Below are 16,147 nucleotides of genomic sequence, written 5' to 3' on the forward strand. Positions count from 1 at the left end.
CTGCTCGCCGGGGACGCCGCCGGCTACGTCGACGCCCTCACCGGCGAGGGGCTGCAGGTGGGCCTCGCCGCGGCCCGCGCCGCGGTGGGCGCCGTCGTCGCCAGCGCCGCGGCCGGGCACCGGGCGCAGGGCTCGGCCGTCGTGCGGGCCGGCGCCGACTACGAGCGGGCGTGGCGGGCGCTGAGCCGGGACTACCGCGTGCTCACCACGGGCCTCGTGGTCGCCACCCGGTCCGCCGCCGTGCGGGCCGTGCTGGTGCCCGTCGCGGCCGGGGTGCCCGGGCTGTTCGCCGGTACCGTCGAACGGCTGGCGCGGTGATGTTCCGTCACGGTCGGGTAACAACGGGTTCGTCCGGGGTTTGTGCCGGGCCCGGCGGGATACTCACCCAGTCGTGATGTGGATGGCCCTCTCGCTCCCCCTGTTCGTCCTGCCCGCCCTCGTCGGCTTCTCCCGGTGGGAGGAGCGCGTGATGAGCGGTCCGGTCGTGGTGTCCCGGCGCGCCACCGCCGACTGACCCCGCACGAGGCGGAGGCAGCCGGCGGCGCGTCCGGTGGGCGGCTCCGCGGTCAGTGGCGGAAGCGCGCCACCAGCGAGCTGAGCTCCCCGGTCAGGCGCGACAGCTCCGTCGCGGACGCCTGAGCGGCGCCGGAGCGCTCGTCGGTGGTCACCGCGGCGGCGGCCACGGCACCGATCCCCGAGGTGATCTCCTCGGCGGCCGCCCCGGTGACGTGCATCTGGCGCTGCATCCCCTCGGTCGTGGCGGTCTGCTCCTCGACGGCGCCGGCGATGTTGGTCTGGTAGCCGCTGATGCTGCTCATGACCTCCCCGACGCGGGCCATCGCGGTGGAGACCGCCGCGGTGCTGTCCTGGATCGCCTGCACCCGCCGGCCGATGTCCTCGGTGGCCTCGGCGGTCTCCCGCGCCAGCTCCTTGACCTCGTGGGCGACCACGGCGAAGCCCTTGCCGGCCTCCCCGGCGCGCGCGGCCTCGATCGTGGCGTTGAGCGCGAGGAGGTTGGTCTGCTCGGCGATGGACGTGATGACCTTGACGACCTCGTCGATCTGCGCGCTGGTGGCGGACAGCTCCTCCACGCGGGCCACGGTCTCCTCGACCGTGCGGACGCCCTCACCGGCGACCGAGGCCGCCTCGCTGGCGTTGCGCGAGATCTCGGTGATCGAGGCGGCCATCTCCCGGCTGCCCAGGCTCATGTCGGCGACGTGGGCGCCGACGCGGCCGGCCGCCTCGCGGCTGGCCTCGGCCTGGGACGCGGAGTGCGAGGAGGCCTGCGTGAGCTCGGTGGCGATGGTGGAGACCCGCCCGGCGGTGCCGTGCAGCTGGTCGGCCACCCGCGCCACGCCGCCGACGGTGCTGGCGACCTTGGCCACGAAGGCGTTGAAGGCGCGGGCCAGCTGCCCGGCCTCGCCGGCCTGGGCCTCGTCGAGGCGCGTGGTGAGGTCGCCGTCGCCGTCGGCGACGTCCTGCAGGCGGTCGCGCAGGCTCTCCAGCGGCCGGGTCATCCGGCGGCCGGCCACCGTCGCGGCGGCGATGGCCAGCAGCGCGGCCACCGCGCCGGCGACGACGAGGAGGGTCACCAGGCGCCGCGTGCCGGCGTCGACGGTCTCCACGGCGCCCGCGAAGTCGCTGTCGGTCGCGTCGACGGCGATCACCCAGTCCCAGCCGGCGGCGTAGGCGAGGCGCACGGTGTGGGTGCCGGTCTCGGCGTCGCGGTAGCGCACCGTGGCGTGCTCACCGGGCTCCAGGGCGGTGGCCTTCGCCACGGCGTCCACGAGGTGGGCGCGCCCGTCGGCGTCCGTGACCTCCTCGGCGGTCGTGACGCCCTCGCGGGCTGTGACCAGCAGCTTCCCGGCGCGGTCGCCGGTGCCGCCGAGCACCTCGACGAACCCGTGCGGGCCCGCGGTGGTCTCCAGCAGCGACTGGCGCAGCGTGGGGACGGACTCCTGCTGCACGCCGACGTAGAGCATGCCGATGAGCTCGCCGGTGGGGGACAGGACCGGCTCGTACGCCGAGACGTAGTAGGCGTTCACGACGAACGCGTTGCCCCGGTAGGTCTGGCCGGACTCCACCGCGGCGATCACCGCGTTGCGCTGCCCGTCGGCGCCCACCGCGGGGATGTACGTGCCGATCGCGCGGGTGGCGTCGAGGGTCTCCACGTTCGTGGCCACCCGCAGCATGCTGCCGTCGGGCATCCGCTGGAACAGGGTCGCCGTGCCGCCCACCAGGCGCTTGACCTCGTCCACGACGGGCGTGGTCACCGCGAGGTCCTCGTTCTGCCCCAGCCAGGTGGTGCCGGCCATCGCCCGAGGCAGCTCGATGCTCTGCTGCTCCTTGGTGACCTGGTCCGTCGCCGTCCAGGTCACCGTCTGGGCGCCCAGGCGCAGCCCGCCGGAGCGGGCCAGCACGTCGCGGGCCACCTCCAGGTCGCTGGAGACCTTGAGCGCGACGGAGTCGGCCTGGGTCGCCACGACGGCGTAGACGCCGTCGGTGATCCGGTCGAGCTGCTGGTCGGTGAGGCCGTCGACCTCCGCGGCGACCTGGTCGCCGGTGCGCTCGGCCTGCCAGGCGCCGAACCCGCTGAGGACGACGGCGGTGGTGGCCACGCCACCCACGATGAGCGCGGTGACGCGGCTGCGGATGCCGCCCCGCAGGCGGCCGGAGGGGAAGGACATGCTCGAGGTGTCGGCGCCGCCGGCCCGCGGGTTGATCTCCGCCTGGGCCGTCCGGGGGCGGCCGGGGGTCGGTCGTCCGGACGACGCGGGCCCGCTGGGCCGCGGACGGCGTCTAGGGTCGTGACCGTGCTGGTGGGGTTCATCGGGTCCGGGAACATGGCGCGCGCGCTCGCGGCGGGGTGGGGTGACGCCTTCCTCTGCACCGACGGCGGGTCGGGGCGGGCCCAGCGCCTGGCCGACGACCTCGGCGGTGAGGCGCTGGCGACCAACGCCGAGCTCGTCGAGCGCGCCGACCTCGTCGTCCTCGCCCACAAGCCGCCGGCCCTCGCCGCGGTCGCCCAGGGCCTCGGCGGCGCCCGGCCGCGCGCGCTGGTCTCCGTGCTCGCCCGCACGACGCGCGCGCAGCTGCGCGAGGCCCACCCCGGCGTCCCGGTCTTCCGGATCGAGCCGAGCACCCTCGTGGAGGTGCGCCAGGGGGCGATGGTCATGGCGGCCCCCGACGCCGACACCGACCCCGAGCTGCTGCCGGCCGTGCGCGAGCTCTTCGGGCGCCTGGGCCAGGTCGTGGAGGTCCCCGAGGGGGTCTTCGCCGCCGCGGGCGCGCTCTGCGGGGTCGGGCCGGCGTACTGGGCGCTGCTCGTGGAGGCCCAGGTGGACGCCGGCGTGCGCCGCGGGCTGACGCCGGCGCAGGCGGCGCTGCTCGTCACGGCGACGATGGGCGGGACCGCCGCGCTGCTGGAGCTGCGCGAGCACGACACCCTGGCGGTGCGCCGGGCGGTCACGTCGCCGGGCGGGGTGACGGCGAAGGGCCTGGCCGCGCTGGAGGCCGGCGGCGTGCGCGCCGCGCTGTCGGCGGCGATGGACGCCGTCGTGGGCGAGGCGTGACCCCCGTCACGTTCTGGCACGACGTCGCGCTCGCCGGTAGCACCGTGACCAGCGACGATCACCCTACGTTGTAAGTCCGTCCCATTCGGGGCACTCCTCCGGGTTGCGCCCCCCGTGGCGATGACCGACGGTTACGGCTCACCGTTCGTCCCCAGCGCTGGGGTTCCTCGCCCCGGTTCCGTCGTCCACGGCTCGGCTGCGCTGTGGACCCGGCGGAAAGGCTGGCCCCGTGGTCGCCCTGCAGCTCGTCCGAGCCCCTGCCCCTCCTGCTCCTGACGCGAGCCGCTACCCGTACCGCGAGTTCAGCGAGCTGACCGGGCCGCTCCGCGAGGTCGACCCGGACGTCCCGTACCGGGTGCAGCTCGAGAGCCTGCTGAGGCGCGAGCCGCACCGGGCGCGGGTGGTGCTCCTGACGGTGCTCGCCTTCGCCGTCGAGCTCGCCTTCGTCGTCTGGCTGCTGCAGCCCTCCCACTGGCCCCCGGCCAGCGCGAGCCCCGCGGTGCACGTCCTCAGCCTCGTCATGGCCGCGTCGCTCGGGATCGTCGAGGTCCTGCGCCTGGTCAACGTCTTCACCCTGGCCGTGGCCACGCTGATCGCCTGCGACCCGGTGCCCGTGCGCCCGGACCCGCGGCTGCGGGTCGCCTTCGTGACCACGATCGTGCCGGGCAAGGAGCCGCTCGCGCTGGTGCGCACCACCCTCGAGGCGGCGCGCGCGATCCGCCACGAGGGCCTCCTCGACGTCTGGCTGCTCGACGAGGGCGACGACCCCAGCGTGCGGGCCGTGTGCGCGGAGGTGGGCGCCCACCACTTCAGCCGCAAGGGCGTGGAGGCCTGGAACACCGCCGCCGGCCACCACAGGGCGAGGACCAAGCACGGCAACTACAACGCCTGGCTGCAGGCCCACGGCGACGAGTACGACGTGCTCGTCTCGGTCGACCCCGACCACGTGCCGCTGCCGGGCTTCGCCGAGCGGATGCTCGGCTTCTTCCGCGACCCCGACGTCGCCTTCGTCGTGGCGCCGCAGGTCTACGGCAACTACGACACGCTCATCACCCGCGCCGCGGAGAGCCAGCAGTACATCTTCCACTCGGTGCTGCAGCGAGCGGCCAACCGCTACGGGGCGCCGATGCTCGTCGGCACCAACAACGCCATGCGCATCGAGGCGCTGCGGGCGATCGGGGGCCTGCACGACTCGATCACCGAGGACGCCGCGACGTCCCTGGTCTGGCACTCCCGCCGCAACCCGGCGACCGGCCGTCGCTGGCGCAGCGTCTACACGCCGGACCTGCTCGCCATCGGCGAGGGCCCGACGTCCTGGACGGACTACTTCTCCCAGCAGCACCGCTGGGCGCGCGGCGGCAACGAGATCGTCCTGGTGCCGCTGCTGCGCTCCCTGCACCGGCTGCGCCCCGTGCACGCCCTGCACTACTGCCTGCTCATGGCCTTCTACCCGGTGACGGCGCTCGCCTGGCTGCTCGGCGCGCTGAACGCGGTGACCTACCTGCTCACCGGCGTCGGCGGCTTCGTCGTGCCGCCCGAGGTGTGGGTGATGTTCTACGTGGACGCCGCCGCGCTGCAGCTCGCGCTGTTCTTCTGGAACCGGCGCCACAACGTCAGCCCGCACGAGGAGGAGGGGTCTTCCGGCGTGGCCGGGATGGCCATCTCCGTGCTGTGCGGCCCGGTCTACGTGGCCGCGTTCCTCCAGGGCCTCCTGCGCCGCACCAGCCGCTTCGTCGTCACCCCCAAGGGCAGCTCGCAGAGCCCGGACCGCCTGCTGACCTTCTCGCGCCACCTGCGCTGGGCCGCCGTCTACGCGCTCGCCCTCGGTGCCAGCTTCGTGCTCGGCCACGAGCACCTCGGCATGCGCCTGTGGGCCGGCGTCAACCTGCTCGTCTGCCTGGCCCCGGTCGCGATCTGGGGCGCCGGGGTGCTGCGCGAGCGCACCGCGGCCCGCGGCGACCAGGTCCTCGTGCTGCCCGAGACCCCGCTCCTCTCGCTGCGCCGCCCGCTCGTCCCCAGCACCACCACCGACCAGGAGATCGCCTCGTGAGACGCCCCGCACCCCGTCGCCGCCGCCTGCGCAACGGCGCCCTCGTGGGCGCCGCCCTGGGCGTCGTCGTGCTGACGAACGCCCAGCCCGTGGGCGCCTTCGCCGGCGAGAAGATCGACGCCTTCGTCACCTCGCGGCCCGACTACATCGCCGAGCACGGCCTGTGGCAGACGGTCGCCCTCCCGGACGGCGTGGAGGTCAACGCCATCCACGCCGCCGTGCTCTCCACCGGCAAGGTGCTGATCATCGCCGGGTCGGGCAACGACCGCGAGCACTTCGAGGCCGGCACGTTCACGACCGTGGTCTGGGACCCCGCCGACGGCTCCACCAGCGTCGTCCCCACGCCCGAGGACCTCTTCTGCGGTGGCCACGCCTTCCTGCCCGACGGCAAGCTGCTCGTCGCCGGGGGCACCCGCGACTACGAGCAGCTCGACGGCGCCGTGAAGAACGCCGCGGGCGGCATGACGGTGAAGAACGAGTCGCCCGACGGCGGGACGACGCTGCCCGCGGGCACCGTCTTCGTCTCGGCCACGGGCCTGCGCTACGAGAGCACCTGGGACGTGGAGGTGCCGCCCGCGGAGAAGGTGGACCACGGCGACGGCGACGTGATGATCCACCCCTCCGAGACGCAGGTGTGGGTGCGGGCCCTCGACGCCGGGGAGCAGGCCGTCGTCGACGAGCCGGGCCAGTACGAGGTCGAGGGCCTCGCCGGCGCCGACGCCCAGAACGTCTACGGCATGGCCGACGCCATGACGCTGGAGAAGCAGGACTACAAGGGCCTGGACTCCAGCTACGAGTTCGACCCGGTCACCGAGACCTACCAGGAGACCGGGCGCCTCACCGACAGCCGCTGGTACCCCACGCTCGTGGGCATCGGCGGCGGGGACGTCATGGCGGTCTCCGGCCTCGACGAGTACGGGAAGATCCTCCAGGGCGAGAACGAGGTCTACGACCCCGAGACCCGCACCTGGACCGCCCGCGAGGACCTCACGCGGTACTTCCCGACCTACCCGTCCCTGTTCCGGATGAGCGACGACCGGCTGTTCTACTCCGGCTCCAACGCCGGGTACGGGCCCGCGGACGCCGGGCGCGACCCGGGCATCTGGAACCTCAGCGACAACTCCTTCCAGGCCGTGGAGGGGCTGCGCGACCCGAGCATGACCGAGACCTCGAGCTCGGTGCTCCTGCCGCCGGCCCAGGACCAGAAGGTGATGATCTTCGGTGGTGGGGGCGTCGGGGAGTCCGCCGACACGACGGCCCGCACCGACGTCATCGACCTCGACGCGGGGGCGCCGGCGTACGAGCCGGGCCCGGACCTGGCGCACGCCGTCCGCTACCCGAGCACCGTGATCCTCCCCGACGACACCGTGCTCGCGACCGGCGGCAGCGGCGACTACCGCGGGCGCGGCGCCTCCGACGTCCTGTCCGCGCAGCTGTACCACCCCGACTCCGGCACGTTCACCGAGGCCGCCTCGCCCCGCGTGGGGCGCAACTACCACTCCGAGGCGCTCCTGCTGCCCGACGGCCGGGTGGTCACCCTCGGTTCCGACCCGCTCTTCGGCGACGAGGACGGCACGGTGCCGGGCACGTTCGAGCAGCGCATCGAGGTCTACTCCCCGCCGTACCTGTTCGACCGCGACCGGCCCGAGGTCGCCGACGCGCCGACCGAGATCACCCGCGCCTCGCAGGTGCAGGTCGCGACCGAGGACGCCGCCCGGATCGACCGCGCCCGCCTCGTGCGTCCCAGCGCGGTCACCCACCTCACGGACGCCGAGCAGCGCTCCGTGGCGCTCGACGTCGCGGTCGGCGACGGCGGGGTGACGCTGACCGTGCCGGAGGACGAGGCCCTCGTGCCGGCGGGCTGGTACATGCTCTTCCTCGTGGACGACGAGGGCACCCCGTCCGTGGCCCGCTGGGTGCACGTGGCATGAGGCCCGCAGGCAGGGGGCTCGCCGGGGTGGTGGCGGCCGTCCTCCTGACCGGGTGCGCGGGCGGGGCGTCCTCCCCGGAGGCGCGGCCCCCGGCGTCCGCCGAGCTCGGGATGGACCTCTACCTCGACCCCGAGGGCGAGGTCCCGGCCCGCCTCGCCGCCGCCCGCGAGGAGGGCCGGAGCGAGGACGAGGCGTACCTCGAGCGACTGGCCCAGCCGACGGCCACCTGGTTCGCGGGGCAGCACGCCGACCCCGAGGCCGCCGCCCGCGAGCTCACCACGGCGGCGGAGCAGGAGGGGGCGCTGCCCGTGCTCGTGCTCTACAACGCGCCCGACCGGGACTGCGGCCTGTACTCCAGCGGCGGTGCGGCCGACGCGGCCGCGTACCGGGGCTGGGTCGAGGCGGTCGCCACCGGGCTCGGCGACCGGCCGGCGCTGGTGGTCCTCGAGCCCGACGCCGTGCCCCAGGCGCTGACCGGGTGCGAGGGCCTGGGCGACCCCCAGGAGCGCTACCGGCTGCTGGCGGAGGCCGTGGAGGTGCTGGACGCCGCTGCCGGCACCCGCCTCTACCTCGACGCCGGCAACGCGGCGTGGGTGCAGGACACCGGCGCCCTGGCCGCGGCCCTGGCGGACAGCGGCCTGGCCTCGGCCGACGGCTTCGCGCTCAACACGAGCAACTTCCAGACCACCGAGGACAGCGCCGCGTACGGGCGGCGCCTGTCCGAGGCCGCCGGCGGGGCGCGCTTCGTCATCGACACCTCGCGCAACGGCGCCGGGCCCGCCCCCGACGACGGCTCGGGACTGGAGTGGTGCAACCCCCGCGGACGCCGCACGGGGGAGGCGCCCACGACCGCGCCCGGCCTCGACGGGGTCGACGCCCTGCTCTGGGTGAAGCAGCCGGGGGACTCCGACGGCGCCTGTCGCCCGGGGGAGCCGCCCGCCGGGGAGTTCTGGCCCGAGCACGCGCGCGAGCTCGTCCGCTGATCCCCGGACTGTTGTCCTCAGCCTCCCGCTGCCCTACCGTGGCGGTGGGTCCAGAGGAGCGGCCCACCGGCACCACCCTCTCGATCGGCTCCGCAGTGGACTCCTCCTCCTGCACGAACCCGGCCGCCGGCGCGGCCGCCTCGACCACCGCGACGCCCTCCGCGACCGCAGGATCGGCAGCCCACCCGCTGCTGTCCGGCCCCACCGACCTCCTCGGCGTGACGACCCTGGTCGCCGACCGCCACGTGCTGCTCGTCCTCGAGGGCGAGTGCGACGTCTCCGCCGTCCCGGTGCTCGCCGCCGCCAGCATCCCCGCCCGCGTGCGCACCCTGGCCGTCGACGCCTCGCGGCTCGACTTCCTCGACTGGGCGGGCCTCCAGGCCCTCGGGGCGCTCGCCCCCGCCGGTCAGCCGCTCGTGCTCGTCGACCCCAGCCCGCCCGTGCGGTGCCTGCTCGACGCCGCGACCCGGGCCGGCGTCCTGCCCGCGGGCCTGGACGTCGTCACCACCGACGGCTAGTCGGCCACCGGCGGCTGGTCGGCCACCGGCGGCTGGTCGCCCTCCGGCTCCTCGTCGCGCCCGGGGGTCACCGGGCCGGCGGCGAGGACCTCCGCCGAGTGCTCCTGCTGCTGGGCGTCGGTGGGCTGCACCCCGTCGGGGACGGGCGGAGGCTGCTCGCTCATGGGGCCAGCATGGGCCAGCGCCGCGGTGCCCGCCCGCTGCCGCGGAGTGCCCGGCAGGATCCGAACCCGCGACACGCGGTTCACGGCACCCCAGCTCCGCCACCACCTGGTGTCCCACCTCAGCGCTGACCTGAGCAGTGGCTCGCCAGAGGCTCGGCGTGACTCGCCATCGACGCGGTCCAGCCGCCTGGGCGCCCCAGGCCTCCGGTAGCGGTCGTCGACCTGGTCGCGGGCCGAGTCAGCGTGGAGGAGGTCGAGCCAGGGGAGGTGCCTGTGCCCTGTGCAGGCGCACGGCGAGCACGGCCTCGTCGCGCGAGGCCCTGACCACGTCCATGTGCCGCTCCGGACGTCCCGTGCCGACTCCTCGGAGGCGTTGAAGGCCCTGTCAGGAGGCGGCGCCGGCCGTGGGCGCACCTGAGGGGGGAGCACCACCGGGGCCGCCGGACGGCGGGGTGCCGCCGGGGCCGCCGGACGGCGGGGTGCCGCCGGGGCCGCCGGACGGCGGGGGGCCGCCGGTGGGGGCTCCGCTGGGTGCGTCCTGGGGGGCGCCGTCGCTGCCGGCGGGTCCTGCGCTGCCGCTGGCGGGTGTGGTGGTGGTGTCCACGCCGGCGGTGAGGGAGACGGTGTAGCCCTTGGTGACGTTCCCGGTGACGGCGGCGAGCTGGCTGGCGCCGGAGTCGTCGCTGAAGACGTTGTCGTCGGCGAGGGTGACCCCGGCGAGGTTGGTGATGGACTGCTCGTAGCCGGTGGTGGCGTAGACGGTGTCGCACGCGTCCTGGGGGAGGGCGACCTGGGAGGTGGCGATGGCGTTGGTGGAGTCGGTGATGCTGTCGACGTCGGGGTAGACCTCGAAGTGGACGTGCGGCCAGCGCCCGGCGTAGCAGGCGGGGAAGATGCTGGTGAAGGTGACGGTGCCGTCGGTGCCGGCGACCTGGACCCCGCGCAGGTAGTTCTGGTCGGTGATCCCCTCGGAGTACAGGGAGTACTCACCCTCGCGGGTGCAGTGCCAGACGTAGACGGCTGCGCCCGCGAAGCCGCGCCCTCCGTCGGCGAGGTCGGTGATCGTCAGGGTCAGAGTCATCGGGACGCCCTCGGCGGTGCCGGTGGCGCTCCCGAAGCTGGAGCGGATGTCGCTGCGCACGATGCCGCTCTCGGTCAGCACGTTCGCGCCGTTGGAGCCGTCGCCGGGGTAGGGGCCGGCCGTCTCGTCGGGGATCTCCCCGCTCGCAGCGGTCGCCGTCGCGGAGGAGCTCGAGGAGCTGCTGGCGGTGTCGGCTCCGCAGGCGGCCAGGCCGAGCGTCACGGCGCCGAGGCCGAAGACCCGAAGCATCTGGCGCCGGCCCAGCAGGGTGGCGACGTCGAAGGCCAGGCCCTGGTCGACGACCTCCTCCTCCGGTCGGGGCAGAGGCCGCCCCTCGTACGTGGCGACCCGCTCGGGCTGCTCCGGCGGCTCGCCGGCTCCTGACGATCGGGTGCTCTGCTCGCTCATGTGCCCATCCTCGGAAGCGTCGTCGTGGATCGCCTGTCACTGCCCTGTGCGCCACCTGTGTCCGCTGGTCCAGCGCGGAGTGCATCCGCACCCGTGAGCCCACCAGCACCCGTCTCCAGCTCGTCCCCGCGTCTGCCGTGGTGATCAGGTCGCCCGTTCCAGTCAGCGCGTCAGCGTCCTGCCGGTGGTGTTGGTGAGCTGAGGCACGCCGTGGGGGAGCTGGGGTCGCGCCGACTGTCGCGCTGTGCCGTCCTGGGCCTCCGACCGTGCCAGCGGGAGGCGATGGTGTCGCCTCGGCTCCGGGAGCGCCCCGACCAGCGGGTGCTGCAGCCCGAGGACTTCGAGGGTGCCGGTGAGGGACGCCAGGCGCCTGACCGCCGGCGATGGCGCGACGAGCCGCAGCTCGACCCGGCGCGCACGCAGCAGCTGGGCCATGAGCAGGAGGTGCCTGAGGCCACCGCAGTCGATGAAGGAGACCGCTGAGGTGTCCAGCAGCACCACCGAGGCGCTGGAGCTGGCGAGGACCGGCTCGAACAGCGATCGCAGCGCCGGCCCGCAGGAGCAGTCGAGCTCGCCGTCGATCACCACCAGGGGCGTTCCGGGAAGGGTCGTGAGGACGGGGTCGTCGGCCATGGGCCCACCACACCCGGGCTCCCTGGGATCGCGCTGTGTCGGGCGTGCCAGTGGCCTGTGCCGCAGCAGGTCTCCGTGGCCTCGGTCGTGGTGCTGCTCGCAGTCGTCCTCGTCGGCGCGACGCCACTCCGGCACGTCGAGCAGGGCGATCTCGGCCTGACGCCGGCCCAGGTGCCGGCGAGCGCCACCCCTGCGCCCGCCAGGCCGGTCAGGGCTCACCGGGGGCTGCTACCTGGTCCACAGCACCTGCACAGCGTCGCTCCCGACGATCAGTGCACCGCATGTTCACCAGTCCTTCATCGGGAGCTCCTCGTGCCAGACGCCCTCGGCCTGACCGCCGACCTGCTCGCCATCACCGTGCTCGTCTACGGCGTGTACTACCGCCGCCACCGCCGCCGGGACATGCTCCTGGCCTACGTCGGCCTCAACATCGGCGTCCTGGCCGTCACCGTGACGCTGACGGGGGTGGCCGTCGCCACCGGCCTCGGCCTGGGCCTGTTCGGCGTCCTGTCGATCATCCGCCTGCGCTCCTCGGAGATCTCCCAGGAGGAGGTCGCCTACTACTTCGCGTCCTTGGCGATCGGCCTGATCAACGGCCTGCAGCCGGACCCCGCGTGGCTCGCCCCGGCGCTGAGCGCGCTCGTCGTCGCGGTCATCGCTCTCGCCGACCACCCCCGCCTCCACGAGGGCCACCGCCAGCAGCTCGTCACCGTCGACACCGTCTACCCCACCGAGGCCCAGCTCGTCACACGGCTGGAGGCCCTGCTCGGCGGCACCGTCAAGCGCGTCGTGATCCGTGAGACCGACCTGGTGCGCGACCAGACCGTCGTCGACGTCCGCTACCGGCTCACCCAGGCCCCGTCGCGCCCGGCCGCCCCGCAGGAGCTCGGCCACCACGAGGTCCTGCGCGTCCCGAAGTCCTCCGCAGGAGCGGCGCGGTGACGGCGCTGGCCTGGGCGCCCGTGGCAGAGCGCGTCCAGCCCGCGCTGGAACGCTTCGCGCCCGTCGACCTGGACACCCTGGTGTCCTCAGCGAGCCTGCAGACCCGCGTGGACCGCAAGTACCTGCTGCGCCCGGAGGGCTTCGAGCAGCTGCTGTCCTCCCTGGGCGACCGCGCCCGCGTCCTGGAGATCGACGGCCGGCGCAGCTTCGGCTACGAGTCGGTGTACTTCGACACCCCCGACCTGCTGGCCTACCGCGCTGCCGCCCACGGCCGCCGGCGCCGGTTCAAGGTCCGCACCCGCACCTACCTGGACTCGGGGGAGTGCGTGCTGGAGGTCAAGACCTCCAGCGGCCGCGGGGAGACCGTCAAGGAGCGCCGTGCCCACGACCTCGCCCGCCGCGACCGGCTCGACGCCGGCGCCACGGCGTTCGTGCGCCAGCGCATCACCGCCGGCAGCACCGACATCGCCGACGATCTGGGCCCGGTGCTCACCACGACGTACGCGCGCAGCACCCTGCTGGACCGCGACCTCGGCTTCCGGATGACCTGCGACGTCGGCCTCGTCTGCGCCGGGCCGGACGGCGCGTCGCTGCACGTCGACGACCACGTGCTCGTGGAGACGAAGTCCGCCGGGCCGCCGTGCCTGCCCGACCGGCTCCTGTGGGCCGCCGGATGCCGCCCGGTGACGATCAGCAAGTACTGCGTCGGTCTCGCGGCCCTGCACCCGGACCTGCCCGCCAACAAGTGGCACCGCACCCTCCGGCGCCACCTCGGCGCCCGCTGAACACAGCCTCCGCAGCCACAGGAGCCGCACAGGCGCCTCACCGATCGGGCCCAGCGCCGCTGGCGAGGCTCATCCCCACGCAACCACCAGGAGGACTCCATGAAGCGTCTGACGAAGACCCGCCACGTCGTGACCGCGGCCCTGCTGGCCGCGGTGCTGGCCAGCTGCTCGCCGGCGGACGCCGCGACCAGCACCGGCACCACGGCCGCCCAGACGGTCGCCGTCACCGACGCCGTCACCGGCGCCACCGTCGAGGAGGCGCTCGCGGCGAACCTCGCCGTGCAGGACACCAGCACCGCCGCCACCTGGGACGCGGCCGAGGAGGTCGCAGTCACCCTGACCGGGGACTCCGCGGAGGCGGACTCCGACGCGGTCTCGGTGGACGGCGGCACCGTGACGATCACCGCCGCCGGCACCTACCGCGTCAGCGGGACCCTCACCGACGGGCAGGTCGTCGTCGACACCGCGGACGACGGCGTGGTCCGGCTCGTGCTGGACGGCGCCGACATCACCTCCTCGACCACCTCGGCGATCGCCGTGGTGGACGCCGGTTCGGCCGTCGTCGTCCTGGAGGGCGGCACGACCAACCACCTCGCCGACGGCACGGACTACGCCACGGCCGACGACGGCGACGCCAGCACCGACGAGCCCAACGCCGCCCTGTACAGCACCGCAGACCTGGTCATCACCGGCACCGGGGCGCTGGACGTCCAGGGCCGCTCCAACGACGGCATCACCGGCAAGGACGGCTTGGTCATCGACTCCGGCAGCATCACCGTCGACGCGGTCGACGACGGGGTGCGCGGCAAGGACTACCTCGTCGTCTCCGGCGGCACCCTCGCGGTCACGGCCGGCGGTGACGGGCTCAAGAGCGACGACGACGAGGACGCGACCGCCGGCTACGTGCACCTCGCGGGCGGCACCACGACTGTCGAGTCCGGTGGGGACGGCGTCTCCGCCGCGACCGACGTGGTCGTCAGCGAGGGCGAGCTGAGCGTCGAGACGGCCGGCGGCAGCACCGCCACGGTCGCCGACGACGCCTCCGCCAAGGGCCTCGAGGGCGACGTCAGCGTGGTGGTCGGCGGCGGGACGACCGTGGTCGACGCCGCGGACGACGCCGTGCACTCCAACGGCGCGGTGAGCATCACCGACGGCTCGCTGACGCTCAGCAGCGGCGATGACGGCGTCCACGCGGACGCCGACCTGACCGTCGCCGGCGGGAAGGTCACCGTGGCGCAGGCCTACGAGGGCCTGGAGAGCGCCGTGGTCACCATCGCCGGCGGCGAGACCAGCCTCACGACCAGCGATGACGGCGTCAACGTCTCCGGAGGCGTCGACAGCTCGGGCAGCGCTGGCGGGGGCGACGAGTTCGCCGCCACGGCGGACGCGCACCTGGTCATCACCGGCGGCACGCTGACGGTCGACGCGGAGGGCGACGGGCTGGACTCCAACGGTGACGCGACGATGAGCGACGGGACGGTGACCGTGAACGGGCCGACCTCCTCGGGCAACGGCGCGCTGGACGTCAACGGCACCTTCGAGGTCACCGGCGGCACCCTGACCGCCGCCGGCAGCGCCGGGATGGCCGTCGCCCCGGACAGCGGCTCCGCCCAGGCCTGGGTCGCGGTGACCTTCGACGCCGTCCAGGCCGCGGGCACGACCGTGAGCATCGTCGCGGCCGACGGCACCGAGGTGGCCTCCGTGACGCCGACCAAGGAGTTCCAGTCGCTGGTCTGGTCCTCGGCCGACGTCGAGGCCGACGTCGAGTACCAGGTCACGAGCGGCAGCACGACGACGACCGCCACCGCCGGGGAAGCTCCCGCTGGCGGCATGGGCGGGGGCCCCGGTGGCGGCATGGGTGGCGGCATGGGCGGCCCCGGTGGCGGTGGTGGCCCACGTGGCGCGCGGCCCGACGGCGGGCTCCCGGACGCCGCAGCCTCCACAGGGGCAGCGGCGGCCGACGCCTGACCGTCCTCCCGATGCCGGAGCCCCGGCGGACCCGTGCCCAGCACCGGTCCGCCGGGGCTCCGGTGCGTCCGGGCCCCGGCGCTCACGGGAGGCGCACAGGCTCGGCACACGGCGGCCACACGCCCGCTCCGTAGACAACGGGCATGAGCAGAACCGCACAGCAGCAGCCGCGCCGGCGCGTCCGGCGCGCCGTCGTCTCAGGGGCCCTGGCCCTCACCCTCGCGACCGGCGGGGGCACCGCCTGGGCGCTGGACCGCTACGTCGTCGACCACGTCGAGATCGCTGACGTCAGCTCCTACGAGGCCGCCCAGAGCACCGGTGGCACCGCCACGACCGCCGGATCGAGCGACACCTCGACCAGCAGCGACGCGGCGAGCGACGGCAGGAGCGTCGACATCTCCACCGTCACGACCGGCAGCGGGGACTCCACGGTCACCTACTACGTCGCGGACATCCAGCTCGGCGACGCTACCGACCTGCGCTCGGCGTTCGCCCAGGACAGCTTCGGCACCAACATCACCGAGACGACCTCCGACATCGCCGAGGACAACGACGCCCTCTTCGCCGTCAACGGCGACTACTACGGCTTCCGCGACACCGGCATCGTCATCCGCAACGGCGTCGTCTACCGCGACGAGGGCGCCCGCGAGGGCCTCGCGCTGTACCGCGACGGCACGGTCGAGGTCTACGACGAGACGACGACCACGGCCGAGCAGCTCGTGGCCGACGGCGTCTGGAACACCCTCTCCTTCGGGCCGGCCATCCTGCAGGACGGCCAGGTCGTCGACGGCATCGAGGACGTCGAGGTCGACACCAACGTCGGCAACCACTCCATCCAGGGCGACCAGCCGCGGACCGCGATCGGCGTGGTCGGCACGAACCACCTGGTGGTCGTCGTCGTGGACGGCCGCAGCCCCGGGTACAGCGAGGGCGTCACGCTCACCGAGCTGGCCGGCATCATGGCCGGGCTGGGCGCCACGACCGCCTACAACCTCGACGGCGGCGGCTCCTCGACGCTCTACTACGACGGCCAGGTGGTCAACGACCCGCTGGGCCGCGGCACCGAGCGCGGCACCTCCGACATCCTCTACATCGCGGGCTGAGGCACGGCC

General features: G+C 74.4%; 13 protein-coding genes and 1 pseudogene. 10 read left to right on the forward strand and 4 right to left on the reverse strand.

Going from position 1 to position 16,147, the window contains the following annotated elements; genetic code table 11:
* Positions 1-318 (forward strand): annotated as a pseudogene (locus AC5FZL_RS05390) (hypothetical protein); the annotation flags it as partial.
* A 248-nt stretch (positions 319-566) separates the two neighbouring features.
* Here the strand turns inward: AC5FZL_RS05390 and AC5FZL_RS05395 are convergent.
* Entirely contained in the window at positions 567-2,687 is a 2,121-nt protein-coding gene (locus tag AC5FZL_RS05395) for a methyl-accepting chemotaxis protein (protein ID WP_493617543.1), read from the reverse strand.
* 126 nt (positions 2,688-2,813) lie between these two features.
* Between AC5FZL_RS05395 and AC5FZL_RS05400 the strand changes: the two genes are divergently transcribed.
* The 5 genes from AC5FZL_RS05400 (at position 2,814) to AC5FZL_RS05420 (ending at position 9,054) form a co-directional block, all read left to right on the forward strand.
* The gene (locus tag AC5FZL_RS05400) at positions 2,814-3,572 is read left to right on the forward strand and encodes a pyrroline-5-carboxylate reductase family protein (RefSeq protein ID WP_493617544.1); all 759 of its coding nucleotides are present in this window, start codon (positions 2,814-2,816) and stop codon (positions 3,570-3,572) included.
* A 229-nt stretch (positions 3,573-3,801) separates the two neighbouring features.
* On the forward strand, positions 3,802-5,622 hold the full coding sequence (locus AC5FZL_RS05405) for a glycosyltransferase family 2 protein (protein WP_493617545.1): 1,821 nt from the start codon (positions 3,802-3,804) through the stop codon (positions 5,620-5,622).
* Positions 5,619-7,553: a radical copper oxidase GlxA gene (glxA, locus tag AC5FZL_RS05410; RefSeq protein ID WP_493617546.1), complete on the forward strand. Its 1,935-nt coding sequence runs from the start codon at positions 5,619-5,621 to the stop codon at positions 7,551-7,553. The genes AC5FZL_RS05405 and glxA overlap by 4 nt, the downstream gene beginning before the upstream one ends.
* Positions 7,550-8,536, forward strand: coding sequence for a glycoside hydrolase family 6 protein (locus AC5FZL_RS05415; RefSeq protein ID WP_493617547.1), 987 nt, complete (start codon positions 7,550-7,552; stop codon positions 8,534-8,536). Before glxA ends, AC5FZL_RS05415 begins: the two co-directional genes overlap by 4 nt.
* A gap of 38 nt (positions 8,537-8,574) precedes the next feature.
* Entirely contained in the window at positions 8,575-9,054 is a 480-nt protein-coding gene (locus AC5FZL_RS05420; protein ID WP_493617548.1) for an STAS domain-containing protein, read from the forward strand.
* Here the strand turns inward: AC5FZL_RS05420 and AC5FZL_RS05425 are convergent.
* The 3 genes from AC5FZL_RS05425 to AC5FZL_RS05435 all read right to left on the reverse strand — a co-directional run bounded on the left by AC5FZL_RS05425 (position 9,051) and on the right by AC5FZL_RS05435 (position 11,340).
* Positions 9,051-9,218: a hypothetical protein gene (locus AC5FZL_RS05425; protein ID WP_493617549.1), complete on the reverse strand. Its 168-nt coding sequence runs from the start codon at positions 9,216-9,218 to the stop codon at positions 9,051-9,053. The genes AC5FZL_RS05420 and AC5FZL_RS05425 overlap by 4 nt on opposite strands.
* Positions 9,219-9,603: 385 nt before the next feature.
* Complete coding sequence (locus AC5FZL_RS05430; RefSeq protein WP_493617550.1) at positions 9,604-10,707, reverse strand: intradiol ring-cleavage dioxygenase; 1,104 nt, start codon at positions 10,705-10,707, stop codon at positions 9,604-9,606.
* 162 nt (positions 10,708-10,869) lie between these two features.
* The gene (locus AC5FZL_RS05435; protein WP_493617552.1) at positions 10,870-11,340 is read right to left on the reverse strand and encodes an STAS domain-containing protein; all 471 of its coding nucleotides are present in this window, start codon (positions 11,338-11,340) and stop codon (positions 10,870-10,872) included.
* 312 nt (positions 11,341-11,652) lie between these two features.
* On the opposite strand from AC5FZL_RS05435, the gene AC5FZL_RS05440 reads away from it, so the two are divergent.
* The 4 genes from AC5FZL_RS05440 to AC5FZL_RS05455 all read left to right on the forward strand — a co-directional run bounded on the left by AC5FZL_RS05440 (position 11,653) and on the right by AC5FZL_RS05455 (position 16,138).
* The gene (locus AC5FZL_RS05440) at positions 11,653-12,282 is read left to right on the forward strand and encodes a DUF4956 domain-containing protein (protein WP_493617554.1); all 630 of its coding nucleotides are present in this window, start codon (positions 11,653-11,655) and stop codon (positions 12,280-12,282) included.
* A 20-nt stretch (positions 12,283-12,302) separates the two neighbouring features.
* Entirely contained in the window at positions 12,303-13,067 is a 765-nt protein-coding gene (locus AC5FZL_RS05445) for a polyphosphate polymerase domain-containing protein (RefSeq protein ID WP_493617555.1), read from the forward strand.
* A gap of 99 nt (positions 13,068-13,166) precedes the next feature.
* Positions 13,167-15,035, forward strand: coding sequence for a carbohydrate-binding domain-containing protein (locus AC5FZL_RS05450; RefSeq protein ID WP_493617556.1), 1,869 nt, complete (start codon positions 13,167-13,169; stop codon positions 15,033-15,035).
* Positions 15,036-15,178: 143 nt separating this feature from the next.
* A complete protein-coding gene (locus AC5FZL_RS05455; RefSeq protein WP_493617557.1) occupies positions 15,179-16,138 on the forward strand; it encodes a phosphodiester glycosidase family protein in 960 nt (319 codons plus the stop codon).
* Positions 16,139-16,147 lie beyond the last annotated feature (9 nt).

The organism is Quadrisphaera sp. DVD1 (assembly GCF_058932755.1).

Coding starts and splice junctions, on each gene's coding strand:
- AC5FZL_RS05395 (WP_493617543.1), bottom strand. CDS start 2,687: ATGTCCTTCCCCTCCGGCCGCCTGCGGGGCGGCATCCGCAGCCGCGTC.
- AC5FZL_RS05415 (WP_493617547.1), top strand. CDS start 7,550: ATGAGGCCCGCAGGCAGGGGGCTCGCCGGGGTGGTGGCGGCCGTCCTC.
- AC5FZL_RS05425 (WP_493617549.1), bottom strand. CDS start 9,218: ATGAGCGAGCAGCCTCCGCCCGTCCCCGACGGGGTGCAGCCCACCGAC.
- AC5FZL_RS05430 (WP_493617550.1), bottom strand. CDS start 10,707: ATGAGCGAGCAGAGCACCCGATCGTCAGGAGCCGGCGAGCCGCCGGAG.
- AC5FZL_RS05435 (WP_493617552.1), bottom strand. CDS start 11,340: ATGGCCGACGACCCCGTCCTCACGACCCTTCCCGGAACGCCCCTGGTG.
- AC5FZL_RS05450 (WP_493617556.1), top strand. CDS start 13,167: ATGAAGCGTCTGACGAAGACCCGCCACGTCGTGACCGCGGCCCTGCTG.
- AC5FZL_RS05455 (WP_493617557.1), top strand. CDS start 15,179: ATGAGCAGAACCGCACAGCAGCAGCCGCGCCGGCGCGTCCGGCGCGCC.